Annotated in this window: 24 protein-coding genes and 1 tRNA gene; 17 read left to right on the top strand and 8 right to left on the bottom strand. The window is 33.0% G+C overall.

Going from position 1 to position 26,151, the window contains the following annotated elements:
- The first annotated feature begins 123 nt into the window (after nt 1-123).
- Nucleotides 124-720: a hypothetical protein gene (locus ACVC43_RS16070; protein ID WP_452225562.1), complete on the top strand. Its 597-nt coding sequence runs from the start codon at nt 124-126 to the stop codon at nt 718-720.
- A 91-nt stretch (nt 721-811) separates the two neighbouring features.
- Here the strand turns inward: ACVC43_RS16070 and ACVC43_RS16065 are convergent, their stop codons facing one another.
- From ACVC43_RS16065 to hemH, 6 genes are all read right to left on the bottom strand, one after another.
- The gene (locus tag ACVC43_RS16065) at nt 812-1,885 is read right to left on the bottom strand and encodes a PA0069 family radical SAM protein (RefSeq protein ID WP_452225561.1); all 1,074 of its coding nucleotides are present in this window, start codon (nt 1,883-1,885) and stop codon (nt 812-814) included.
- Nucleotides 1,886-1,968: 83 nt separating this feature from the next.
- On the bottom strand, nt 1,969-2,751 hold the full coding sequence (locus ACVC43_RS16060) for an enoyl-CoA hydratase/isomerase family protein (RefSeq protein ID WP_452225560.1): 783 nt from the start codon (nt 2,749-2,751) through the stop codon (nt 1,969-1,971).
- A gap of 14 nt (nt 2,752-2,765) precedes the next feature.
- Entirely contained in the window at nt 2,766-4,217 is a 1,452-nt protein-coding gene (locus ACVC43_RS16055) for an ATP-binding protein (RefSeq protein ID WP_452225559.1), read from the bottom strand.
- 109 nt (nt 4,218-4,326) lie between these two features.
- The gene (locus tag ACVC43_RS16050) at nt 4,327-4,875 is read right to left on the bottom strand and encodes a CopD family protein (protein WP_452225558.1); all 549 of its coding nucleotides are present in this window, start codon (nt 4,873-4,875) and stop codon (nt 4,327-4,329) included.
- Nucleotides 4,876-6,231, bottom strand: a complete 1,356-nt coding sequence (locus tag ACVC43_RS16045; RefSeq protein WP_452225557.1) for an MATE family efflux transporter — start codon at nt 6,229-6,231, stop codon at nt 4,876-4,878.
- A gap of 42 nt (nt 6,232-6,273) precedes the next feature.
- Nucleotides 6,274-7,302: a ferrochelatase gene (hemH, locus tag ACVC43_RS16040; protein ID WP_452225556.1), complete on the bottom strand. Its 1,029-nt coding sequence runs from the start codon at nt 7,300-7,302 to the stop codon at nt 6,274-6,276.
- 187 nt (nt 7,303-7,489) lie between these two features.
- Here hemH and ACVC43_RS16035 point away from each other — a divergent pair, with 187 nt between their 5' ends.
- On the top strand, nt 7,490-10,966 hold the full coding sequence (locus ACVC43_RS16035) for a TraB/GumN family protein (RefSeq protein ID WP_452225555.1): 3,477 nt from the start codon (nt 7,490-7,492) through the stop codon (nt 10,964-10,966).
- A 3-nt stretch (nt 10,967-10,969) separates the two neighbouring features.
- On the opposite strand, the gene ACVC43_RS16030 is transcribed toward ACVC43_RS16035, so the two are convergent.
- Nucleotides 10,970-11,869 carry a helix-turn-helix transcriptional regulator gene (locus ACVC43_RS16030; RefSeq protein WP_452225554.1) on the bottom strand — a complete coding sequence of 300 codons (900 nt, stop codon included), beginning with the start codon at nt 11,867-11,869 and terminating at the stop codon, nt 10,970-10,972.
- Between the two features lie 182 nt (nt 11,870-12,051).
- Between ACVC43_RS16030 and hemA the strand changes: the two genes are divergently transcribed.
- From hemA to ACVC43_RS15955, 15 genes are all read left to right on the top strand, one after another.
- Nucleotides 12,052-13,311, top strand: a complete 1,260-nt coding sequence (hemA, locus tag ACVC43_RS16025) for a glutamyl-tRNA reductase (RefSeq protein ID WP_452225553.1) — start codon at nt 12,052-12,054, stop codon at nt 13,309-13,311.
- Complete coding sequence (gene hemC / locus ACVC43_RS16020) at nt 13,304-14,893, top strand: hydroxymethylbilane synthase (protein WP_452225552.1); 1,590 nt, start codon at nt 13,304-13,306, stop codon at nt 14,891-14,893. Before hemA ends, hemC begins: the two co-directional genes overlap by 8 nt.
- 71 nt (nt 14,894-14,964) lie before the next feature.
- Nucleotides 14,965-15,051: transfer RNA gene (locus ACVC43_RS16015), tRNA-Ser, on the top strand.
- A gap of 31 nt (nt 15,052-15,082) precedes the next feature.
- Nucleotides 15,083-15,355 carry a four helix bundle protein gene (locus tag ACVC43_RS16010; RefSeq protein WP_452225691.1) on the top strand — a complete coding sequence of 91 codons (273 nt, stop codon included), beginning with the start codon at nt 15,083-15,085 and terminating at the stop codon, nt 15,353-15,355.
- 28 nt (nt 15,356-15,383) lie between these two features.
- Nucleotides 15,384-16,406 (top strand): uroporphyrinogen decarboxylase, encoded by a 1,023-nt coding sequence (hemE, locus tag ACVC43_RS16005; RefSeq protein ID WP_452225551.1) that lies wholly within the window; start codon nt 15,384-15,386, stop codon nt 16,404-16,406.
- Between the two features lie 94 nt (nt 16,407-16,500).
- Nucleotides 16,501-17,265: an EI24 domain-containing protein gene (locus ACVC43_RS16000; RefSeq protein ID WP_452225550.1), complete on the top strand. Its 765-nt coding sequence runs from the start codon at nt 16,501-16,503 to the stop codon at nt 17,263-17,265.
- 691 nt (nt 17,266-17,956) lie between these two features.
- Nucleotides 17,957-18,859: an oxygen-dependent coproporphyrinogen oxidase gene (gene hemF, locus ACVC43_RS15995; protein ID WP_452225690.1), complete on the top strand. Its 903-nt coding sequence runs from the start codon at nt 17,957-17,959 to the stop codon at nt 18,857-18,859.
- A gap of 23 nt (nt 18,860-18,882) precedes the next feature.
- Nucleotides 18,883-20,010 carry an ImmA/IrrE family metallo-endopeptidase gene (locus ACVC43_RS15990; protein WP_452225549.1) on the top strand — a complete coding sequence of 376 codons (1,128 nt, stop codon included), beginning with the start codon at nt 18,883-18,885 and terminating at the stop codon, nt 20,008-20,010.
- Between the two features lie 4 nt (nt 20,011-20,014).
- On the top strand, nt 20,015-20,518 hold the full coding sequence (locus tag ACVC43_RS15985; RefSeq protein ID WP_452225548.1) for a DUF4411 family protein: 504 nt from the start codon (nt 20,015-20,017) through the stop codon (nt 20,516-20,518).
- A 9-nt stretch (nt 20,519-20,527) separates the two neighbouring features.
- On the top strand, nt 20,528-21,517 hold the full coding sequence (gene hemB, locus ACVC43_RS15980) for a porphobilinogen synthase (protein ID WP_452225547.1): 990 nt from the start codon (nt 20,528-20,530) through the stop codon (nt 21,515-21,517).
- A gap of 24 nt (nt 21,518-21,541) precedes the next feature.
- Nucleotides 21,542-22,618 carry a CNNM domain-containing protein gene (locus ACVC43_RS15975; RefSeq protein ID WP_452225546.1) on the top strand — a complete coding sequence of 359 codons (1,077 nt, stop codon included), beginning with the start codon at nt 21,542-21,544 and terminating at the stop codon, nt 22,616-22,618.
- Nucleotides 22,618-23,097, top strand: coding sequence for a methylated-DNA--[protein]-cysteine S-methyltransferase (locus ACVC43_RS15970; RefSeq protein ID WP_452225545.1), 480 nt, complete (start codon nt 22,618-22,620; stop codon nt 23,095-23,097). Before ACVC43_RS15975 ends, ACVC43_RS15970 begins: the two co-directional genes overlap by 1 nt.
- 123 nt (nt 23,098-23,220) lie before the next feature.
- The gene (locus tag ACVC43_RS15965; RefSeq protein ID WP_452225544.1) at nt 23,221-24,375 is read left to right on the top strand and encodes a serine hydrolase domain-containing protein; all 1,155 of its coding nucleotides are present in this window, start codon (nt 23,221-23,223) and stop codon (nt 24,373-24,375) included.
- Between the two features lie 36 nt (nt 24,376-24,411).
- The gene (locus tag ACVC43_RS15960) at nt 24,412-25,125 is read left to right on the top strand and encodes a 3'-5' exonuclease (protein WP_452225543.1); all 714 of its coding nucleotides are present in this window, start codon (nt 24,412-24,414) and stop codon (nt 25,123-25,125) included.
- A 54-nt stretch (nt 25,126-25,179) separates the two neighbouring features.
- Nucleotides 25,180-25,587 (top strand): DoxX family protein, encoded by a 408-nt coding sequence (locus ACVC43_RS15955; RefSeq protein WP_452225542.1) that lies wholly within the window; start codon nt 25,180-25,182, stop codon nt 25,585-25,587.
- 111 nt (nt 25,588-25,698) lie between these two features.
- Here ACVC43_RS15955 and ACVC43_RS15950 read toward each other — a convergent pair whose 3' ends face one another.
- Nucleotides 25,699-26,142, bottom strand: coding sequence for a hypothetical protein (locus ACVC43_RS15950; RefSeq protein ID WP_452225541.1), 444 nt, complete (start codon nt 26,140-26,142; stop codon nt 25,699-25,701).
- Between the last annotated feature and the right edge of the window lie 9 nt (nt 26,143-26,151).

Below are 26,151 nucleotides of genomic sequence, written 5' to 3'. Positions count from 1 at the left end.
TTAACCTTTAACATTTTTTAACATATTAATATTGGTAATTTAGCGCATAAATTAGCTAAATCTGTTGTTTTCTACATGAGCCTTGTATACTAATTTTGTCCTGTAACATTAAAGCAATTAGTTATGAAAAACCCAATTAGAAACAGTATAGTATTAGTAATGTTATTTACTATGCTTACAAGCAACGCAACAGAAATTTCTTCATTAAAAAATATTGAAGATGGAAAAACAACATTGGTTTTAAACAATGTTAAGGCAGGAGAAGAATTAATTATTAAAGACTTATTTGGAGTTGTTCTCTATAGAGAATCTATTAAAGATAACGGTATCTATTCCAAATCTTTTGACTTAACAGAATTACCAGATGGAAACTACAATTTTGAATTAGATAGAGCCGTTAAAATCGAAATTATACCTTTTAAAGTAAGCTCTAAAACGGTAACATTTAATAAAGAAAGTGAAATTGTTATTTACAAACCTTTCGTTAGATTAAAGGATAATTTTATTTATATCTCTCAATTGAGCTTAAATAAAAAGCCTTTACATATTACTCTGTATTATAATGAATCCAATCAGATTTTTAATTCAATTTATACTGAAACAATAACAGATACCACGCAAATTAAAAGAATTTTAAAACTTTTGGAAGATAAAAGAGGTGCTTACAAAGTAATCTTAAAATGCGAAGGAAGAACATTCGAAAACGTAATCAGGTATTAACCATTATCTATCATGTACTAAACAAGGTAAGCAATCCTTGTTTAGTAAAAATGGGAGTATTTAAATACTCCCATTTTTTTGATTAACAACATTAAAACAATTTAAATTGTCCATTTTTATATGTTTCGTGAAGCGATGTATTTAATTGAGGCATTGCTTTATCCTTAAAATATTTATGTCTCGCAAGTTTAACCAAATCGTTAATTTGCTTGGCAATATTACCTTCTCCTCGCATTCGTGTTCCATATCTGGAGTCATTTAAACTTCCGCCATGGCAACTTTCTATCTGATGCAACACTTTTTCTGCTCTTTCTGGTAGTGTTTTTTCTATCCAATCTTTAAAAATTTCTCCAATTGCACCGTTTAATCTTACAATAGTATGCGCAATACTTAATGCTCCAGCATCAGACGCTGCCTTAGCTAATGGTAAAATCTCATGACAGTTTATTGCTGGAATAATTGGTGCTAACATAACATTTACAGGAATGTTGTTTTCGCTAAGAGCTTTCACTGTCTCTAAACGTTTTTGTATGGTTGCCGTTCTTGGCTCTAAAATACGTCTGGTTGTTTCAGATAAAGAGGTAATAGAAACATTTACACCTATTAAATTATCTTTTTGCAATGCTTTTAATAATTCTAAATCCCTAAGAATTAATGCGTTTTTAGTAATAATTGCAACTGGATGTTTATATTTTAAAAAGATTTCTAAACACTGTTTAGTAATTTCAAATTGCTTTTCGGCAGGTTGATAACAGTCTGTATTACCAGACATAACTATTGGGTGTGCCTTCCAACTTTTTTTCTTAAGCAACTGCTCAAGCAACTCTGGAGCGTTTTTTTTAATTAAAATGCGACGTTCAAAATCCAAACCAGCACTAAATCCCCAAAACTCATGACTATTTCTGGCATAACAATAAATACAACCATGTTCGCAACCTTGATACGCATTCATGGAATACGCCATACCTATATCTGGACTGGTTACTTTATTAACAATAGTTTTTGGAAATGTTTCGAGATATAAGGTTTTGTTTTTGTCTGCTTCTTCACCTTCTTTTTCACAAAACTCCAGAAAATCATTACGAATTTCATGGGATAATTCGAAAAAACGATTATTAGGGTTGCTTTGTGCACCTCGTCCTTTTATAGCTTCTTTCTTAAACATATTTGATAATATTTTGTAAAAATACAAAATATTATCATGCGTTTAATGCTATAGCAGATTTCATTATTAACAAAAAAATGAGGTTATTTACCAGGGAATTCGGCCTTACGTTTTTCTAAAAAAGCTGTTGTACCCTCTTTAAAATCCTGGGTGCCAAAGCAATTACCAAACTGTTCTATTTCACTTTTAAAACCATTAACACCGTCTTTATAGTTTGCGTTAACAGCTATTATGGCTTTACTAATTGCTATCGATGAGTTTCTCATTATTTTACTCGCAATTTTTTCGGCTAAAGGCATTAGCTCCTCTGGCGCAACGACATGGTTTACCAAACCATATGCTTTTGCTGTGTCTGCATCTATCATGCCTGCAGTCATAATCATTTCCATGGCACGACCTTTACCAACTAATTGTGGTAAACGCTGTGTGCCACCATAGCCAGGAATAACACCTAAAGATACTTCCGGCAATCCCATTTTAGCAGTTTCACTTGCCAGTCTAAAATGTGTTGCCATGGCTAATTCTAATCCACCACCAAGAGCAAAACCATTTACAGCTGCTATAACTGGAGTGCTTAGGTTTTCTACAAAATCAAATAATATTTCCTGACCTTTTGCAGCCAATTTGCCGCCATTTTCAATATTAAAATCTGCAAATTCACTAATGTCTGCGCCTGCAACAAAAGCTTTATCTCCTGTTCCTGTAATGATAATTACTTTAACATTTTTGTCTTCATCTGCTGCTTTAAAGGCTTGATGAAGCTCTTCAATAGTAGCACTATTTAAAGCATTCAATTTTGAAGGTCTATTTATGGTAATGGTTGAAATTCCATTTTGGTTGTTAGAGATAATATTTTGGTAAGTCATAAAAAACGTTTTTATTAATCTTTAGGAAAAGTTACCGTAAAGGTTGTGCCTTTATCCTTTTGTGACACAAAGGTAATTGTTCCGTTGTAAGTTTCCACAATATTTTTAACCATTCCTAAACCTAAGCCCATTCCACTGGATTTGGTGGTGAATTTTGGTTCGAAAATTTTATCGGCATTGTTTTCTAATATCCCTATTCCGTTATCTGAAACTGTGATTTTTACTGTATTATTTACTTCTGAAACATTAACAATTATTCTTGGTACCCTATCTTCTGGAATGGCCTGAATGCCATTTTTAATTAAATTTGTTACCACTCGAATTAATTGTGTCCGGTCGAATTTTGCAATAATTTTTTCTTTTTCAGTTTGAAAAGTAATATAGTCTTCGTTAAAAATATCGAGTGTTAAATCAACAATTTCAACTACGTTTAACATTTCGTTTTTTTGCGCTGGCATTTTTGCGAAATTAGAAAAGGCACTCGCAATAGAACTCATGGTATCTATTTGTTGAATGAGCGTTTTAGAATATTCATCGACTTTTTGAAGGATGTTTTCGTCTTCAGGATTGAATTTACGCTGAAAACTTTGCACACTCAATCGCATAGGCGTTAACGGATTTTTAATCTCGTGAGCAACCTGTTTTGCCATTTCTCTCCATGCTTGTTCTCGTTCGCTCGTTGCTAATTGTACTGCACTTGCTTCTAACTCATCAATCATGCTGTTGTAAGAGTCTACAAGACTTGAAATTTCTTCACTGGTATCTGAAATTACAATCTTTTCATTACGTTTTTCCAAACGCGTGGTACTCATTTTCTCACTAATGGCTTTTATAGGCTTTGTAATATATCTTGATAAGAAAAAGGCTATTGCAACTGCCATTAACATCACTATAATAGAAGCATAGCTTAGTCGAGCTAAAAGCTCGTTTAGTTCTTTAGCTAAGAAATCGTCATTTTCTAAATAAGGCAGATTGATGATTGCTAAATCCTTATATTTTGGATCTGTAATATAGCGGTAAGAGGACCTAAAGGTTTCCTCGTTTTCTTCTCGTCGCTCTTCATAACGATGTTCTGCGGTATTAGATAAGGTGTTTAAAACAACAGGATCTAAGCACTTCTCTGTAACTTCTTTTTTTAAATCCGCTTTTGATGAGATGAGCAAAGAACCTTCTAAATCGTATAAGTTTATTTGAATATTATGTACTTCTGAAACCTCATAAATTTTAGTTTTAAATATTAGCGGAACGTTTTCAGTAGTAACGGGAAATGTGGTTTCTCTAATAACAAAATCAAGGCTTCTTATAATGGCTGTTTCTTTTCTATCTAAACGCTCTCTGTGATAATCTTGGGTTTCTTCATTATACTGATAAATAGCAACAATTGCTATTAATGCCGATGATAATAACACCAGCAAAATCATAGAAATGAAGATTCTGGTTCGTAAAGACAGTTTTTTTAATTTCATAGAGATTTTAGTAAAAACAGATACCTTATTGTTAAGAATTTGAGTTTTATAAATATAGCAATAATCAAACCAAAATACTGGAAGTGCGTATTAGGATTAAACATAAACGTTATGCTTCCGGATTTCTATCCCGAAAACGCTTATATAGTTTAAATCCTAACATTAAAAGTAATCCTAAAGCAAATATTCCAACTATACCAAAAATCCAATTAAAAGCACTTTTTACTAACACTAAAAAGATTACCGAAAAAAGAATAAAGGTTGCGCCTTCATTCCATAAGCGCATAAAATTAGATGATTTGTTAACCACATCTTTCTGTAACTGTTTAAAATAAGAGTGCGTTTGTAGATGGTAGAGAATGAGTACAATAACAAATCCTAGTTTTACCTGCATCCAGTCATTTTTAATAAGAAATGGGTTTAAGTAAAACAAAATTAACCCAAAAAAAACTGCTAATATTGCCGAAGGCCATGCTATTATAGTCCATAAGCGCTTTGCCATTAACTTTAATTGTTTTCCTAAAATTTCTCTTTCAGGTGAAGGTTTTTGGGAAGCTTCAATTTGATAGACAAATAATCTTGGAATATAAAATAACCCGGCAAACCAAGTAATTACGAAAATAAGGTGTAATGCTTTAATGTAATTGTAGTATTCCATTTATATGCTTTTTTCTGGTACTAAATTAGTTTTTACTTCACGATTTAAAAAATATGCAGTTATTATTGTGGATAGAACATCCGAAATCGGGAATGCCAACCACACACCTAATTCGCCATAAATTGGCATTAAAATGTATAATAACGGAATGTATATTAATCCTTGCCTTGTTAAGGTTAATAACAACGCTGGCAAGGCTTTACCTATAGCTTGAAAATAGGCAGAACCTATTAATTGAATCGCTACAATTGGTGTGGCTGCAAATACTAAACGCATTGCTCTTGGTGTTTGCGCTATAACGTCTTGATTGGTTGTAAATAATTTGGCAATACTTTCTGGAAAAACCATTAATATAATAAAAACTAAAAACCCTAATCCTACTGCAAATTTCATGGCTGTAGCAATACTTTCCTTAACACGTTGGTATTGGTTTGAGCCATAATTATATCCTGCAATAGGCAAAAAACCTTGCGTAATACCAAATACTGGAAATAAGGCAAACATGAGCATTCTGCCAACTATGGCATACACTGTAACAGATGTTTCTCCTCCCAAACTAAACAAGGCATTATTAATTAATAGAAAGCTAATACTTGCCATGGCTTGTCTTGCCAGTGTTACGGCTCCTAAACTACTAATCTCTGCTACTATAGGAAAGTCTAATCCAAAATGTGAAAAATCGATTTTTAACTCAGAATGTTTTGAGAAAAAAAACCATAATATAAATAGAAAACACAAGAGATAAGAACCTGTAGTTGCCCAGGCAGCTCCTGCCATTCCTAAATCTAAGACATTAATAAACAGATAGTCTAAAATTAAGTTACCTATCGAGGGAAACAGCATCGCATACATGGCAAATTTAGGCTTACCAATGGCACGAATTACAGTGTTTCCCATCATGCACAATGCTAAAAACGGAACACCATACAGTATAATATTATAATAGATTTTAGCTGAATCGAAAATATTCCCCTTCCCTCCAAATAACGGAATTAAAAAATCTACAAAGTATAAACCCGTAGCAACAAAACCTATTGTTAGAAGTAGGGTTAATGTAATTTGATTACCAAATACCTTAAGCGCTTTTTCATGATTATTTGCACCTAATGCACGAGATATAATAGACGATCCTCCAACTCCAATAGACATCCCAAGTGCTGCGATAAAAAAAGATACCGGAAGCACAACGTTTATTGCTGCTATCGCTGTAGAGCCAATCCATTGTCCTACAAAAATAGTATCTACCAGAATATTTAAAGACATAACTAATATGCCAATAGATGCTGGTACAGCTTGTTTTATAAGTAGTTCTCCAATAGGTGCTTTACCTAAAACTTCTGAGTTGTTTTTTTGCATGGTATTTTCCAGATAAACGGAACTTTTTTAAGCATTAAGATGCTATACAGTTACTGCTGGGTGAGACCATTCGTTAATCCACTTAGCTAGTAAAGCAACCCAGTTCTTATCTGTATTTAAACAGGGTACTGTTGTAAATTCCTTACCTCCCATTTCATGAAAGATTTCTTCGCCTTCCATGGCTATTTCTTCTAAAGTTTCTAAACAATCACTCACAAAGGCTGGCGTGGCAATGGCCATTTTTTTTATGCCTTTTTTACCTAAACGCTCTATGGTTCTATCTGTATAAGGTAATAACCATGGGTCGAAACCTAAACGAGACTGAAACGATGTGGAAAAGGCACCTTCTTCTAAATTGAGTTTCTCGGCTACCAAACGTGTAACTTCAAGACATTGGTGTCTGTAACAAAATTCGTGTGCCTTACTTGGTGTTATACAACAATTATTATCTATTTTACAGTGCGATTTAGTAACATCACTTTTTCGTATATGTCGCTCTGGAACGCCATGGTAAGAGAATAATAAATGTTCGTAATCTTTATCTTTTAAAGCTATCTGTATAGAATTAGAAAGTACTTCAATATATTCTGGATTGTTATAAAATGCTGGAAGGGATTCTATTTTTACATCTGGAAAATGTTTTTGTCTTATGTCTTCGGCTAAAACCAGAATTGTTTCGGTAGTTGCCATAGCAAATTGCGGGTACAATGGTATTAAAAAAATGTCATCACAACCTTTATCTACCAATTCTTGTATTCCTTTTTTTATGGTCATACTTCCATAGCGCATAGCCAATGCAATTGGTGATTTAGTATGTGCTTGAACTTCTTTTTTCAGGTTTTCAGAAAGCACAATTAATGGCGATCCCTCTTCCCACCAAATTTTTTTATACGCTGCAGCAGAGGCTTTCGGGCGTGTGTTTAAAACAATACCTTTAACAATTAATGTTCTTGCCCACAGTGGTACATCGATGACACGTTCGTCCATTAAAAATTCCCCTAAATATTTCTTTACATCTTTGGGCTCTGGACTGTCTGGCGAGCCTAAATTTACAAGTAGTACTCCTTTCATAGAAAAATTTGCGACTTTTTAATTCCCACGACAATGAGAAAATAATTCTTTTTGCAAAAATACAACTCTAAATTGTATTAATCATTAGATTAAAAGCGTTGAACATGTTATAAACACGTTAAATTTATATATTTTACTTAAAGTTTCCGTTAAATAAATATATTTATAGTTCATTTTGCTTTTAACTATGCATAAACATCTTTTTTTATCCGCTTTACTTTTATGTTTTTTGGGTTTTTCACAAGAAAAAAAACAAAGTTTACTTTGGGAAATTTCTGGTAATGGCCTAGAAAAATCGTCTTACATCTATGGCACCATGCATGTAAGTAAAAAGGTGGCTTTTAGGTTAGATGACGTGTTTTTCGATGCCTTATCGAAAAGCGATGCCATTGCTTTAGAAAGTGATCCCTCTACCTGGTTAGAGCATAGTTACGAAGCAACTACTATAGCACCTCAAAATTATAGCAACTCATACAGAGATGGTTTCTACACGGCTCTTTTTAGCTTAAAACATCCAGACGAATTATTAATTAGAAGCGCCATTCGTCAAGACAACCGCATGCTTAACGGCTATTTGTATAGAAAAAATTCTTATTCAGATAATTTTGAAGAAGAAACCTATCTCGATATGTTTATCTATCAAGCAGGTAAAAAGAAAAACAAACCAATTATTAGTCTTGAAAATTTAGATGAAGCCGAATACCTTACCACGAAAGCTAGTAAAAATGCTTACAAAAAGAAAATCGATCCTTGGTTAACAGAAATTTACGAAAAGGAAAGCCCTTATTTACTGCAGGAAAATACATATCGTGAGCGTAATTTAGCACTTTTAGACTCTATTGGCGAAGCCTCTAATACAGAGTATTTTAGGGAAAACATGTTATTTATTCGTAACGATAATATGGTAAAAGTGCTTGATAGTATTATTCGCGAACAATCGGTATTTGCTGGTGTGGGTGCTGCACATTTACCTGGTGAACGCGGTATGCTCGAGTCGCTTAGAGAAAAGGGTTATACTGTGAAAGCACTACTCTCTAAACAAACCGAAACAGGACAACATGCAAAAGAAGAACTCGAGGAGCTTATTACACCGCCTGTTTTAAAACAGTACACCACTGCAGATGGTTTTATTACTATGAATAGCTTTAGTGATTTAAAAGAATTTTTCTACGACGGACAAAAATTTTCTGTTTCTCCAGATATGACTAATGGCGCTTTTTTAACCATTAGCAGGTTTAATTTACTGGAATATTTGCCTCATGAAAAAGCGTTGTCTTTAGAACGCTTAGAAAATTTTCTATTTGAAGATATTCCAGGCGATATTATCTTAAAAGAAAAGATAACCACTCCTTTTCCAGGCTTAAGTATTTTAAATAAAACAAAAAAAGGCGACTATCAAAAATACCATATTTATAAAACGCCTTTAGAAATTATTGTTATAAAATTTGGCGGACCTAAACGCTATGCCTTGGATTACGAAAAGGATATTTTTGATTCGATACAGTTTAAAATGCCTTCAAAAACTATAGAAACATTTTCATCTCCTTACCGAAAATATCAAGTAGATATTCCACAATTTAATATACAAGATAATCTCGAAAATGCTGGCAATAAACTTATTCAAGCAAATATTGGTGACGATTTTTATTTTATAAAAGAAGCTGTAAACCAAGACACTTATTACATTGAAGAGGATGCTTTTGAAGCCAAATACATTATTGAAAATAGCTTTAAAGAATTAAAAATTGAAGATAAGATTTCTGGAGATTTTAAAAATGAAAAGTATAAAAGTTACGAAGCTGCTGCACAATTCGATTCGGTTTTAAACAAAGCACTTTATTTAAAATCTGTTGTAAAAGATGGCAGTTATTATTTGCTGGGATATTCTGGAAGCAATAAAGATAAAGCAGATGCCTTTTTTAAATCGTTTAAGTTTAATAATACAAAATACAGTGGATTTGAAACAAAAATCGACACATCACTTCATTTTACTGTACTTACAAACACAAAGCCCATAACGTCTTCACATAACAATTACAACAGTAAAAATCAAAAAGATTACGACGCCATAACAAAACAAGCCAGTTATTATTCTAAAGCTAATGAACAGATCTTTGTCACGAGAACAAAATTTCACGATCTCCAAATGTATAAAAACATAGATAGCTTATGGAAGGAATTAGATGATGCAAAATTAGTGAGATTAAACATTGAGGATGCAAGACCACTTCATATTGGGAATACAAAAAAAACAAAAAAAGAGGACACTTACACTTATAGTTACACGCTTACCGATTCACTTAGTGCAAAAAAAATAAAGGTGAAACACATTTTAAAAAAAGGAGTGCTTTTTACTATAAAATCTTTAAACGACTCCATAAGTGAACCTTCGGCATTTATTAGCAATTTTTACAATACTTTTAAACCTATCGATACCCTAATGGGAGAAACTGTTTTTAAAGATAAGACTGAACGTTTTTTTGAAGCTTTAAAACAAGACGATAGTATTGTAATGAATACGTTTAATATGATTAAATTCGATAAATCTCACACTAATAAAATAATAAATGTGGTTAAAAATTTCGATTTTCCAGAAAATAAAGAAAGTATAAAAACAAATTTAATAGGAGAACTTATTCGGCTGGACGAACCTAAAACATTACCTTTTTTAAAGAAATTGTATGACGTTTCTTATTCAAATCCTAAAATACAAACCACTATTTTAAAAGCGCTTTTAGATAAAAAAGAGAAAAAAGCCTATAAAGATTTTTTAGAACTACTACGTAAAGACCTACCGTTAGAACAATACGCAGTACGCTCACTCTTTTACACGCATAACGATTCTTTGGAGCTTAAAAAAGACTTATTTCCAGAGCTATTAGATTATGCAAGTGTACAAGAATATAAAGAACCTATCTACCACCTTTTGGCGCGACTAAAAGACAGCAGCATTATTAAATACAAAGACTATAAAAAATATAAAAACACAATTATTAACGATGGTAAAATTGAAATTAAACGAAGCTTGAGTAATACCTCTGGAAATTTTTCAAAAAATAGCGCGCTTTACAGTTACGTAAAACTTATTTTCCCTTTTAGACATGAAACTGAAGCAGAAGGCTTTTTTAATAAGCTTTTAGATAGTGAAAATCCCGAAGCGTTAACAACCTATTACGTTTTATTAGAAAAAGTAAACGAGCCAATTCCTGCAAAGCTTAGAAATAAAACCATAGAAGACTACAAGAATCAAGCGCTATTAGTTGACAAATTATATGCTTTAAATTTAAAAAAACCTTATTTAACTAAAGAAATTTCGCAATTAAAGTATGCGAAGTCATTTTTATTTAGCGACGTCACTATTGAGAATGGTCGAGACTCCATTTCTTTTTTAGCCGAAAAGCATTTTGAAACAGACAAAGGGAAAGAGGGAACAATGTTCTTCTTTAAACTAAAGAGAAAAAACGATTACGGCGATACTAATAAATTATACTATGTCGCTTTTTTAAATTCCGAAAAAGATAATGAATTGGTAACAGATGTTTACTTTCAATCTGGTTATAGTGGTAATTATATAGACGAAAGCGATAAGGACGAAGAACTTATACAAGAGGCTTTAGACTTGGTTAAATATAAAACCAGAAAGCGTATTAACAGGAAATATTAATCGCTAACCAACCGACTGTACATATTTTTTAGGCGTTGTTCCATATTTCTTTTTAAAAGCAGCGATAAAATGGCTAGACGTACTATAACCCACTTTTAATCCAACCTCATTAACATTATGCGCACCAGATTCTAATAATTTACGTGCCACTTCCATTTTATAATCAAACAAAAAACTAAATACCGAATCACCATAAATTTGTTTAAACCCTTCTTTAAGTTTTTTAAGAGTTAAACCTATTTCGTCTGCCAATTCTTGTAAACTTGGAGGTTCTGCCATTCTGGAGATAACAATATCTTTTGCCTTTCTAATTTTTAATACGTTAGATTCATCCACCAAAAAAGGACATTGCTCAATATCTGCGTCTTCGCTTCTATTAAAATACAAGCTCATTATTTCGTAAGCTTTAGCTTTAAAATAGATGCTTTTAATAGTTTGGTTCAAGTTATAATTTACCAATTGGTTTAAGGCAATAGCCATTGAGGGAGAGATTTTTCCATCTTTATAATATTTTTTATCTCTGTTGTCCTCACTTAAAAATGTTATATAATCTGCTTCCTGCGAAAACAACCCATGAAATTTTTTAATTGAGATAAGAACCGAAACCAACCACGTATTTGGTTGCACCTCTAAGTGAATGGGTAAATTGCGTTGTGGATTGTATAATAATAAAGACGTTTCAGAAGCCACATTTAACGTATAATTTCCGTTATTAAATAGAAAAAGACTCTCTCCTTTTAAACAAAAATGAAACTGTATAAAAGTGCTATCTATCTCACGCTCAATCACCTTAACTTCTTGTGTATCATTTTGATGCGTTAAAATAAAAACACCATCGTCTGCACGTGTTTCAATAAAAAAACCTTTAGCGATACTTTTTTCAATTTTATTTTGTGAACTCATTGTTGTATTATTTAGATTTGTTCTAAACTGCAATTCTTAAAACGACGTTACTGTTAGCAAAAATAGGACTTTTACGCTCTTAAATCAAAAAACCACGATAAAAAACTCTAAACGATATTAATTGTTCTTACAGCGTTACTTTTTACATTATGCTCCTCTTATTTTTGCTCTTGAAACATTTTATGAAACAATATCACATTTCCAAAGGCTCAACGTTCTACGCGATTGGCTTAAGCTATAAAAAAGCTGATGCCGAAATTCGTGGGCATTTTAGTTTGAGTGAAGAGGCAAAAATTAATTTGCTAATTCAAGCTAAAACCAATGGTATTGAAAGTTTAATCGTGACTTCTACTTGTAATAGGACAGAAATTTTTGGGTTTGCCGAGCATCCGTTTCAACTCATTCAATTACTTTGCGATAACACGAAAGGTACTGTAGAAGAGTTTCAAAAAGTAGCTTACATTTATAAAAATAAAGAGGCAATTTCTCATATTTTTCGTGTAGGATCTGGTTTAGATAGTCAGATTTTAGGTGATTTCGAAATTATTAGCCAGTTAAAAACAGCCGCTCGTATCTCAAAAAAACATCAATTACTTAATCACTTTATCGAGCGTCTCATTAATGCCGTTATTCAAGCGAGTAAACGTATTAAAACAGAAACCGATATTTCTTCTGGAGCAACCTCAGTATCTTTTGCCTCTGTGCAATACATAATGAAACATGTTGAAAACGTCACCGAAAAAAACATTCTACTCTTCGGAACAGGAAAAATAGGCAGAAATACTTGCGAGAATTTGGTGAAACATACTAAAAACGAGCATATTACTTTAATTAATAGAACTAAAGATAAAGCGGAAGCCATAGCAGGAAAATTTAACCTAATTGTTAAAGACTATGCAAATCTTCAAGAGGAAATTAATGCTTCAGATGTTTTAATTGTTGCTACAGGAGCTCAAAACCCAACAATAGACAAGCATATTATCCAATCTAAAAAAGAATTACTCATTTTAGATTTATCAATTCCGAAGAACGTTAACGAAAATGTTCGTGAATTAAGTAATGTAAAACTTATTCATTTAGACGATTTATCTCAAATTACAGATGAAACTTTAGAAAATAGAAAGCAACATATTCCGTTAGCCGAGAAGATTATTGAAGAAGTAAAAACCGAATTTAATAGCTGGCTGGAAACCAGAAAATTTGCACCAACAATTAAAGCTTTAAAAACAAAACTGCAAGATTTTAAAAATGCCGAATTAGACTCGCAACGAAAAAAACTTACAGATTTTAACGAAGAACAAGCCGAGTTAATTAGCAATAAACTCATTCAAAAAATAACAAATCACTTCGCACATCATTTAAAGGATGAAGCGGTTTCTACAAACGATAGTCTGGAACTTATTCAAAAAGTGTTTCAGTTAGAACCAACAAAGCATGTCTAAAATAATAAGAATTGGTACACGCGACAGTGAATTAGCGCTATACCAAGCCAATGCTGTAAAAAATCAACTGGAACATTTAGGCCATAAAACCGTATTGGTACCTGTAAAATCTACTGGCGATATTGTTTTAGATAAGCCATTATACGAAATGGGAATCACTGGTATTTTTACGCGCACTTTAGACATTGCTATGCTTAATGGTGACATTGATATCGCTGTGCATTCTCTTAAAGATGTGCCAACTGTTTTACCAAAAGGTATTGTACAAGCAGCCGTATTAAAGCGTGGAAACGTACGTGATACGTTGGTGTATAAAATTACCGAAGAATTTTTAGGCGCACGTGATGCTATAGTAGCAACAAGTAGTTTACGCCGTAAAGCGCAATGGTTAAACCGCTATCCTACTCATACTATAGAAGATATTCGTGGTAACGTAAATACGAGACTTCAAAAATTAGAAAATACCGAGCATTGGAATGGAGCCATTTTCGCCGCTGCTGGAATTGGCAGATTAGATGTTAGACCAGAAGAGGCCGTAAATTTAGAATGGATGATTCCTGCTCCAGGTCAAGGTGCGATAATGATTGTCGCCTTAGAAGAGGACGAAGAAACCCGTGAGATTTTAAAAGAAATAAACCACGAGGAAACCGAAATTTGCACTCAAATTGAACGCGAATTCTTAAATCGATTAGAAGGTGGTTGTTCGGCACCAATTGGTGCATTAGCATATATTAAGGATGAAGAAATAAATTTTGAAGCCGTTTTATTAAGCCCAAACGGAAGTAAAAAAATAACAGTACAACGTGTAAAACCACTTGGCGAACATAACGATATCGCAGAGTGGAGTGCTAATTATGTAATTGAAAAAGGTGGCAAACGTTTAATGGACAAGATTAAACAGTCCAGCAAAAAAACAAACGTTTACTCGACCAAATCTTTAACAGAAGACCAAAAAGGATTATTTCACGAAAAGGTAGTTGCAGATAGTAGTGATTTTGTTAAAATAAGTTTAAATCGTATTGCACCAAGATTACTTAAAAATGAAATAGAAAACGTGGTCATTACCAGCAAAAATGCTGTTGAAGCGTTATTGACTAATTTTTCGGCAATAGAATTACAATTTAAAAATATTTACTGTGTTGGGCGTCGTACCAAGCGTTTAGTAGAAAACAGAATAGGAAAGGTTAAGCACAGCGAAAAAAATGCTAAAAAATTAGCAGAGTATTTGGTGGAATTTATGGATGGTACTGAAGTTACTTATTTTTGTAGTGATATACGTTTAGACGAATTGCCAACCATATTAACTGAGAATAACATTAAAGTTAACGAAATTGAGGCTTACCAAACAAAATTAGATAGCCTTAAAGTTGATGATTCTGTTGAAGGTATTATGTTTTACAGTCCGTCGACAGTGCAAAGTTTTAAACAAGAAAACACAGTTGAAGATAAAACTATTGCCTTTTGCATTGGTGAAACAACAGCAAAGGAAGCGAGTAAGCATTTTAAAGAGGTAAGAATTGCAAAAGTGCCAACAGTTGAAAGTGTGATTGAACTGGTAAATGAGCATTTTATTCCTGCATAGGCAGGAATCTCATTGTTTGACGATTAAATTTTCAAAATATTTGCTTATTAATATTGTAAAAATAAATAAAAAGAGAGTTGACAGAGCGGCCGATCGTGCTACCTTGGAAAGGTAGTGTACCTGCAAAGGTACCAAGGGTTCGAATCCCTTACTCTCTGCTACGATTAAAACTATGTTAATAGCCTTTGGCTGACTGAAAAATTTGGTTTAAAATCTCTAATTACAAGAGCAGCGGTTTCAATTCCTTCAAATATAGCCGAAGGTTGCAGTAGAAATAGTGAAATTGAATTTAAACGTTTTCTTGAGATTGCAATGGGTTCTCTTTTTGAAGTTGAAACACAGTTCCTGATTATTAAAGAATTAAATTTTATTAAATCAGAAGAATTAAAATCAATCTTTGAACTTATTGAAACGCAAGGCAAAATGATGAATGGATTAATAAACACAATTAAAAAAAGCTAACAGCCAATAGCTAAAAGCTAAACGCAATATGAAAAACGATTTATTTTTAAGAGCATTGAAAGGAGAAACTGTAGATCGTCCACCAGTTTGGATGATGCGTCAAGCAGGTCGTTACCTTCCAGAATTTATGGAAATAAAAGCGAAGTACGATTTCTTTACTCGCTGCCAAACACCAGAATTGGCAAGTGAAATTACGGTGCAACCTATTCGTCGCTACGGTATGGATGCTGCAATATTATTTTGTGATATTTTAGTCATCCCACAAGCCATGAATATCGAGGTGCAAATGAAACCAAACTTTGGTCCATATTTACCAAATCCGGTACGAACGCAAAAAGATGTGGATAATGTTATTGTACCAGATGTAAAAGAAAGCCTAAGTTACGTTTACGAGGCTATAAAAATGACTAAAGAAAAGCTTAATGACGAAATTCCGTTAATAGGTTTTGCGGGTTCACCATGGACTATTTTATGTTACTGCGTACAAGGTCAAGGCTCTAAAAACTTTGACAAAGCCAAAGAATTTTGCTTTACTAATCCAGTTGCTGCGCACCAATTATTGCAAAAAATAACAGATACCACCATTGCTTATTTAAAAGAAAAAGTAAAAGCTGGCGTTAACGCAGTTCAGGTTTTCGATTCTTGGGGAGGTATGTTATCTCCAGTTGATTATCAAGAGTTTTCTTGGCAATACATTCAACAAATAATAAATGCTTTAAAAGACGAAACACCTGTAATTGCCTTTGGAAAAGGGTGTTGGTTTGCGCTTAACGAGATGTCTAAATCCGGAGCTTCGGCTTTAGGTGTAGATTGGACGTGTTCTGCAAGAAATGCACGTTACTTAACTGGTGGCAACATTACGTTACAAGGTAATTTTGATCCTACACGATTATTTTCTCCACCAAGTGAAATCAAGAAAATGGTTACGCAAATGATTAATGAGTTTGGTAAAGACAAATACATTGTGAATTTAGGTCATGGTATTTTACCTAACATTCCGTTAGAGAATGCTAAAGCTTTTATTGATGCTGTAAAAGAATATAAAGCATAGTTTTCTTAAATAAAACTGTGTAACTTATTATAACTTTTCAAGTCGTTTAAATATGTTTAATTAAAAAAGATTCCCGTTTTCATGGGAAGCAAACATGATAAAAAACATACTAAAAGGTATTAAAGCCTATACAGGAACTTTCGCTTTAATTTCCAAATTAAAACTTTGGAAATACTTCTTCGTTCCAATAATTATTAGCATTGTTACAGCAACCATAATTGGTTTTACTGCGTATGGATTATCTGATAATATTGGAAGATTTATAGCCAAAATCTGGATTTGGGATTGGGGAAAACAAACCTTTACTTCCTTTTCAAGCATTATTGGCGCCATAGCTATTTTAGCTATTGGCTTAATTTTGTACAAACACATTATAATGGCATTATCTGCGCCATTTATGAGTCCGGTTTCAGAGAAAATTGAATCGCATCTTACAGGAAAACACAAACACGAGCACCGAATTACATCTTTTAAAGAACAATTGTGGCGAGGTATTAGAATTAACGTAAGAAACTTAATTAAAGAACTTTTAATCAGCATTCCGTTATTACTTTTAAAATTTATTCCAGGAGTTAATATTATCTCAACCATCCTACTCTTTTTAACGCAAGCTTATTACGCAGGTTTTGGTAATATAGATTATACTTTAGAGCGTCATTTTAAATATAGAGAAAGCGTTCAATTTGTAAAAAAACATAGAGGTTTGGCGATTGGTAATGGTATTGTGTTTATGTTATTTTTATTAATTCCTATTATAGGAATTATTATTGTTTTACCACTTTCAGTAACAGCTGCAACCACAAAAACTGTAGAATTACTAAGGTCTGAAAATGAATTAATTGCGCAAAAAACATCATGATGAACTTGCGAGGTTTTTAAAACCTTGTAGGTTTACTCTCAAATTATAATTAATGAAATTAGAAACTTTAGAGAAAGGGAATTATTATCATATTTTTAATCGCGGTGTAAATGGTGAAACTATTTTTAAAAACGACAGAAATAAATCCTACTTTTTAAACCTAATTAATAAACATCTCTCAGGCAATATCGCTGTGGTGTCTTATTGTTTAATGGATAATCATTTTCATTTTTTAATTGAAATACTTTCAGATGGTAGAATAGCCAATCAAAAGCTTTCTAATCTTTTTAATGCTTATGCTAAAGCATTTAATAAACAAGAGGAAAGAACAGGAAGTTTATTTGAAAAACATTTCCGAAGAAAAAAAATTACAACTGAAACTTATTTTAAAAACGTAATACTTTACATTCATACTAATCCTCAAACTCATAAAATTTATCAGGATTTCAAAAATTATGATTTTTCTTCATTCAATTTCTATGTTTCAGAATCTTCAAAATCGGTAGTTAATATAAATAAAACATATGCTGTAACACTTTTTGAAGACATAGAAAATTTTACATTTGTTCATAATCAATTTGCAGAAACCTTTATCGAGGATTTGGGTGCAGACCTACAAGGTTTTAAAAACCTCGCAGGTCTTGATGAGAGAGATAAGAACACAAGTTTAGTAAATAAATTTGATAACAAAATGAAAGATAAATTCTTCAACTACATACACGAATTACAAGACACCATTACTACAGCTTTTGAAACTATTGATGGCAAAGCCAAATTTCAAGAAGATCTTTGGGAAAGACCTGAAGGCGGTGGCGGAAGAACTCGCATAATAGAAAACGGAAACGTAATAGAAAAAGGCGGTGTTAATATTTCTGGAGTACACGGCAAATTGCCAGATACCATGCAAAAATATTTTGGAGTTGAGGATGCCGATTTCTTTGCTTGCGGTTTAAGTTTGGTTATTCACCCAAAAAATCCAATGGTGCCAACAGTTCACGCTAACTGGCGTTATTTCGAAATGTATGATAAGGATGGTAATATTGTAGATCAATGGTTTGGTGGCGGACAAGACCTCACACCATATTATCTGTTTGATGAAGATGCTACACATTTTCATAAAACATGTAAAACAGCTTGCGACAAACACAATCCAGAATTTTATTCAAAATATAAAGCCCGTTGCGACGAGTATTTTTATAATTCACATAGAAATGAAGGTCGTGGTGTTGGTGGATTATTTTTTGATTATTGTAAAGCTTCAGAAGATATGACTATGCAAAACTGGTACGATTTTGTAACCGAAGTTGGCAATAGTTTTACCTCAGCTTATCTTCCTATAATGGAAAAAAGAAAAGATTTAAATTATACCGAAGCGCAACGAAAATGGCAAGAAATACGTCGTGGTCGTTATGTAGAATTTAATTTGGTTCATGATAAAGGCACGCTTTTCGGACTTAAAACAAACGGAAGAATAGAGAGTATTTTAATGAGTTTGCCACCGCATGTTCAATGGGTTTACGATCATCATCCTAAAGCTGGAAGCGAAGAAGAACGATTAATTGAAGTCTTAAAAAATCCTATAGATTGGGTTTAAGTTTATTTGACTAAATTTGGATTATGACAACGAGAGTAAAAATATCACCTGAAACTTTGGTTTGGGCTACTGAAAGAAGTGGTTTAAACACAGATAGCTTAGTAGATATATACCCTAAAGCTCTTGATTGGATTAAAGAGGAATCTGAACCAACTGTTAAGCAATTGGAAAGTTTTGCTAAAAAAATTCATGTCCCATTTGGTTATTTGTTTCTAAAAAAACCACCAATTGAAAAAATACCAATAACTTTTTATAGAAGTAATGGAAGAGTAGTTGAAAATCCACCATTAGTCATTAAAGATTTAGTCAATAAAATAAAATCAAAACAAGAATGGCTCAAAGATTTTTTAATAGAAAACAACTATGATTCATTAGATTTTATTGGATCACTTAGAGATTTTAAGAAAATAAATCCTACAGAAGCCGCAAATAAGATTCGTAAAGCTTTAAACCTTGACAAAACTTGGTACGAAGAAACTAAAACCGACAAATCTTTTCGATACTGGATTGATAAATTAGAAAAAAATAGAATCTTTGTAATTTCTACTGGTTATGTTGGTCATAATAGGAGAACAGTAGAGGTTGATGTCTGTAAAGGATTTACATTAGTAGATGACATGTGTCCTTTTATTTACATCAATACAAATAATTTAGGTGGAGGAAGAATATTTACTTTATTACATGAGCTTATACATGTTTTTGTAGGTAACAGTATTGGAGTAGCATATAATCCAATTCATCCATCTTCACAACCTCTAGAAAAATTTTGTGACGCTGTAGCTTCGGAAATACTAGTGCCGAATTCTTTCTTTAAAATGAGCTGGAAATCAACATCTAGTACTTTACAAGAAAAATATGACGCACTTTCTAAGATGTATCATGTAAGCAAATTAGTAATTGCAAAAAAGGCTATGGACAACAATTTTATTCAGATATCTGACTTTTGGGATTTCTATAATTACTATACAAATATTCCATATAAGAAAAACTCTGGAGGTGATTTTTGGAATTCTAAACCCTACGAAGTTAGCCGTAAATTTTACTCATTTGTAGATTTAGCATTAAAACAAGGTGCTATACTACCTTCAAATGCATATAAACTTACCAACATGAAAGGCAACACTTACGAAAACTTTAAAAAGAACTCATAAGTGAATGCTATATATATTAGACACTAACATATTAATTTATCCTAATAGAATAAGTCATCCTATTGATATTCATCCTACTTATTGGTCTAAAATATCTGATATATTAAAAAGACAATATGTAATATCAATAGATAAAGTAAAAGATGAAATATATAACCACGAAGACAATTTAACAGATTGGTGTAAGATAAATATACCAAGAAATTTTTGGGCATCTACTGCAAATAGCATTTCCGAATATGCTGTAATTCAAAACTGGGCTCAATCAAAGAAATATAACGAAAGAGCATTGTCAGAATTTGCTGAATCAAAAAATGCAGATCCTTTTTTGGTTGCTTTTGCTAAGAAAACTATGATGAATAATGATTTCGATGTTACAATCGTCACACTAGAATTAAGTAGGCCTGATAGTATCAAATCCATAAAAATCCCTGATGTATGTATTGCTTTTAATATTCGTTACATAAACATCAATGATTTTTTTAGAGAAATAAAAGTAAGTTTTTAAAAAATTAAAATGTTCCCACTTAAAAGAAACCGAAGATTAAGAACCAACGAAGCTATTCGCTCATTAGTTCGTGAAACCATAATTTCACCAAACGACTTTTTAGTGCCTTTGTTTATAGTGGAAGGCAAAGGCGTTAAGCAAGAAATTGAATCGATGCCTAATTACTACCGTTTTAGTTTAGATTTGCTGGAAGCGGAAGTAAAAGCACTTTGGAAATTAGGTTTAAAATCGGTTTTATTGTTTGTAAAAGTACCAGATAATTTAAAAGATAATAAAGGCACAGAAGCCTTAAATCCAGACGGATTAATGCAACGTGCTATTAACACGGTAAAAAATGTTTGTCCGGAAATGTTAGTGATGACGGACGTTGCACTCGATCCATACTCATCTTACGGACATGATGGTATTATAGAAAACGGAATAATTGTAAACGACAGTACTGTTGAAGTACTTGCAGCAATGAGTGTCTCTCATGCCAAAGCTGGAGCAAATTTTGTTGCACCAAGTGACATGATGGATGGTCGTATTTTAGCCATTCGTGAAGCTTTAGAAAACGATGGTTTTACAGATACAGGAATTATGAGCTACTCGGCAAAATATGCCTCTTCCTTTTATGGACCTTTTCGTGATGCTTTAGATTCTGCTCCTGCAGATGTAAAAGACATTCCAAAGGATAAAAAAACCTACCAAATGGATTATGCTAACCGTTTCGAAGCGATTAAAGAAACCCAAATGGATATCGACGAAGGTGCAGATATCGTCATGGTAAAACCAGGTTTATGTTATTTAGATATTGTTCGCGAAATTAAAAATACTGTCGATGTTCCTGTTGCTGTATACCAAGTGTCTGGCGAATATGCGATGTTAAAAGCTGCTGCCGAAAAAGGCTGGCTGGATCATGATGCAGTAATGCTGGAGCAAGTAACAGCCATTAAACGTGCTGGAGCCGATGTCATTGCAAGTTATTTTGCTAAGGATGTAGTAAAATTATTGTCGTAAATTAGCAAAAACTAAAATCAACTTATGGGATTATTAATTTTTTACGGAGTTATCTCCATCTTTTTTTCATTTTTATGCTCCATTTTAGAAGCCGTGCTTTTAAGTGTAACACCAACTTTTATAAATGTAAAAAAACAAGAAGGTAAGCATTACGCAACGGCATTAGAGGCGCTTAAAAAGGATGTAGACAGACCGCTTATTGCTATATTAACATTAAATACTATTGCGCATACTGTTGGTGCTATTTTAGTGGGTAAACAAGCCGAACAACTTTACGGAAATGGCGATGGCTATGGTGTGTTTATTGTTTCGGCAGTGATGACAATTTTAATTTTAGTGGCTTCAGAAATCATCCCGAAAACCATTGGTGCCACGTTTTGGAAATCGCTTGCTAATTTTACTACAAAGGCTTTAAGAGTTTTAATTTTTCCTTTAAAATACACTGGTTTGTTATGGTTAATGCAATTGACTACCAAATTAATTGGTGGCAAAGGTCATGGTAGTGTGTTAAGTCGTGAAGGTTTTTTAGTTATGGCAGATATGGCACACGAAGAAGGTGTTTTTGTGGAAAACGAAAGTAAAATAATTAAAAACCTGCTTAATTTTAAACAGGTGCTTGCAAAAGATATTATGACACCTCGAACGGTAATGAAAACCGAAAATGAAACCACCACAGTCGAGGATTTTTTTAATAAAAATATGAATTTAAGATTCTCCAGAATCCCAGTGTATTCAGACTCTGAAGACAATATAAAAGGTCTCGTTTTAAAAGATGAAATCTTTAAAGAAATGGCACTTGGTAATGGTACTAAAAAACTATCAGAATTAAGACGTGATATTATTGTTGTAGATCGCGATACACCTATTCCTGCTTTATTTGAAAGATTAGTAGAAAGCCGAAACCATCTTGCTTCTGTAATGGACGAATATGGTACTGTAAGCGGTTTGGTTACTATGGAAGATGTTATTGAAACCTTACTTGGTTTAGAGATTATGGACGAAAGTGATAATGTTAGCGATTTACAGCATCAAGCAAGAAAAAACTGGGAAGCAAGAGCTAAAAAATTAGGGCTCATAGAAAATATAGAAGAAAACCAGTAATGGAACCCGAAACCTGCTACATCAACTCACCTTTAGGGATTACCAAAATTGTTGGTGATGCGGACGGTATTGCTTCTGTTTCAGTATTAAATACCAACGAAAAACTTTCAGATGTTATTCCAGAAGTTCTTGAAGATTGTGTGCTTCAGCTCAACGAATATTTTCAAGGCGAGCGTGAGCAATTCAGCTTAAAATTAAATCCTAAAGGTACTGTTTTTCAAGAGCGTGTTTGGGAGGCTTTGCTAACCATTCCGTATGGGAAAACCACTTCATATTTACAATTATCAAGACAATTAGGTGACGAGAAAGCCATTCGTGCTGTTGCCAATGCTAATGGTAAAAATCCGCTTTGGATTATTGTGCCTTGCCATCGTGTTATTGGTAGCGATGGTAGCCTAACAGGTTATGCAGGTGGATTGCATAGAAAACAATGGCTGCTGGAACACGAAAGCCCTTATAAGCAGCAACGTTTGTTTTAAAAATTTTAAATGGCACATAAAATGGCAAATACCAATCCATTTCAAATACGGTTAATGTAAACTCAATTCTCAGCCTTACATCATTTTATTTTCCTATATTTAATTTCAAATTAAAATTAATCAATGAAATTTATTAAGAATTTATTAAAAGTACTCGTCGTGCTTTTCGGTTTAGCTATTGCAATCCTTTACATTACAGATACAGATTATTTAATAAAAGCAGTACGCACTATTTACATGCGAGGTTATACTACAGCCTTTTTAGACGATTATAAAAAGTTCGATACAAGAACAATAGATATTGACACACCGCAACCTTGGCCAAATCATAAAAACTATAATGTTGCAACCGAAACTGAAACACTTAAAAAAGCCAACGAAGATTGGGGAACCGTAGCTTATGTTATTATTAAAAACGATAGCATCTGGTTTGAAAACTACTACGATGGTTATAATGCCAATTCAAAATCGAATTCTTTTTCAATGGCAAAAAGTTATGTTTCTGGTTTATTAGGTAAAGCACTTATGGAAGGTCATATTAAAAGTTTAGACCAACCGGTTTGCGATTTTCTTCCTGCATTTTGCGATGGAAAAGCTGCAAAAATGACCGTTGGTGATTTATCAACCATGAGTTCAGGAACCAATTGGGACGAAGCCTACTATTCTCCACTATCTATTACTACACGTGCTTATTTTGATGATGATTTAGCCAAGGTAATGAATGGCTTAAAAGTAGTCGATGAACCAGGACAAGCGTTTAAATACTCCAGCGGAGACACGCAAATGTTAGCCATGGTTATTGAAAAAGCAACAGGTAAAAAATTGTATAATTATTTGGAAGAAAGCTTCTGGAAACCCTTAGGCAGTGAAAACCAAACGCTTTGGCAGGTAGATAGCGACGGCCACGATTTAGTAAAAGCCTATTGTTGTATTGCAAGTAACGCCAAAGACTTTGCGCGATTTGGAAAACTATACAAAGACCACGGAAAGTGGAATGGCAAGCAGGTTTTAGATTCGGCTTTTGTAGCAAAATCGTTAACACCAAAATTCGCTCCTGTTTACGGTTATGGTTGGTGGCTTAAAGAACATAATGGTAAAGATTTTAAAATGATGCGTGGACACTTAGGTCAGTATGTTATTGTACAGCCCGAAGATAATGTTATTATTGTACGATTAGGACACCAAAAATCGCCAGATGCTGGTATTGGCTCGTACACTAAAGACATTTCACTTTATATTGATGAGGCTTATAAGATGTTAAATTCAGCTAAAAAATAACTCTTAGACTGGTTCTCTTTATTATACAAAACAAACATGATTAGTAAACTCCATCTTGAAAATATCCTTTTTTTAGACATTGAAACCGTTCCAGAAACAGAACATTTTAATGAGCTCGATAAAACCAAACAAGACCTTTGGGAAGCAAAATCGCGTTACCAGAGAAAGGAAGAGTTTTCTGCCGAAGAATTTTACGATCGTGCTGGTATTTGGGCAGAGTTTGGAAAAATTATTTGTATTTCGGTTGGGTATTTTACAATTCAAGGCGATACACGGTTGTTTCGTACGACCTCTTTTTATGGTGAAGAACCCACACTTTTAAAGGAATTTAAAAACTTACTAATTTCTCATTTTAGCCAGGCAAAACACTTACTCTGTGCACATAATGGTAAGGAATTCGATTTCCCATACATAGCCAGACGTATGATTATTCATGATATTGCCTTACCCTACAAACTTAATCTCTTTGGTAAAAAACCATGGGAAGTACCACATTTAGATACTTTAGAATTGTGGAAGTTTGGTGATTATAAAACGTACACGTCTCTAAAACTTATGACCAATGTTTTAGGCATTCCATCACCTAAAGACGATATCGATGGTAGTGAAGTCTATAAAACCTATTATAAGGATAACGATATTGACCGTATTATTACTTATTGCGAGAAGGACACGATTGCAGTGGCTCAAATCTTTCTAAGGCTGCGTGGCGATAGCATTTTAACTGATGATGAAATTATACATGTGTAAGCATATTAAACCATTAGTCCTCTAATGAGTCAAATTACTTTTTAAACAATAAATATGAAAAATAAAAAACAAGCTTATGCTCTAACCCGAATTATTGTAGGTGTTAGTATGTTTGGTCACGGATTAGTGAGACTTCCTAAAATAACTGAATTCAGTAATGGTATGGTTAAAAAATTTAGCGACTCCATGGTACCAGAACTTTTGGTTAGTCCGTTTGGCTATGCGCTAACAATAGCTGAGTTTGCCTTAGGTATTTTGCTAATAATTGGACTATTTTCAAAACAAACACTATTGGCAAGTATTATTACAATGATACTTTTAGTCTTTGGAAGTACGATGATTGAAAACTGGTCTGTAATAAACTCACAGTTAATTCATGCCACTATTTTTGCCTTTCTTCTCTGGTTTTTAGATTACAATTATTGGGCATTAGATAATGTAATTAAAAAGAGCAAATCGTAGTACATATTACGGTTTCTTCTTATTAAATTAAAGATCTGTTTTTTACCATTTACAGATGAATTTATCCGAAAAATGAAATTGTACTAACGAGATTTATGTCTAATTAAATAATTAATATGCTATTCTCGACTCAAAGGGTTCAGACCATTTAGAAGCCCTACCTACAGCTGGAGCTATAGTAGCAAAAACTTTTAATTTTTTTGAAAAATGTGAACTTGTATGGCTTAGCTTCCCTAATTTTAAACGCATAGGAACACTTAACATAATTTCTTTTTTTTCGGCAAATAGTTTTTTCGTAGCAAAACCAAGATACTCATCTTTACGATCTAAAGAGATTGAGAGTACTTCACTTTCATCCCAATTAGGCAAAACCAAAGGCGCATCGACTTCTCCATGAATGTCATACACAAATAAATGTAAACAATATTCCATTTTCAATTGAATATCTAATGGATGAAATTCTATTTCAACATTTACTGTAAAGTCATTATCATTATCGTTAACGATAATAATCTCTGGAATAAATTCTAGTGCTACTGATATAATTTTCGACATATTTAAAGA

This window comes from Lacinutrix chionoecetis (assembly GCF_053604665.1).
Note: the sequence above shows the minus strand (reverse complement) of the source record. Positions and strands in the feature narration are given on the sequence as shown.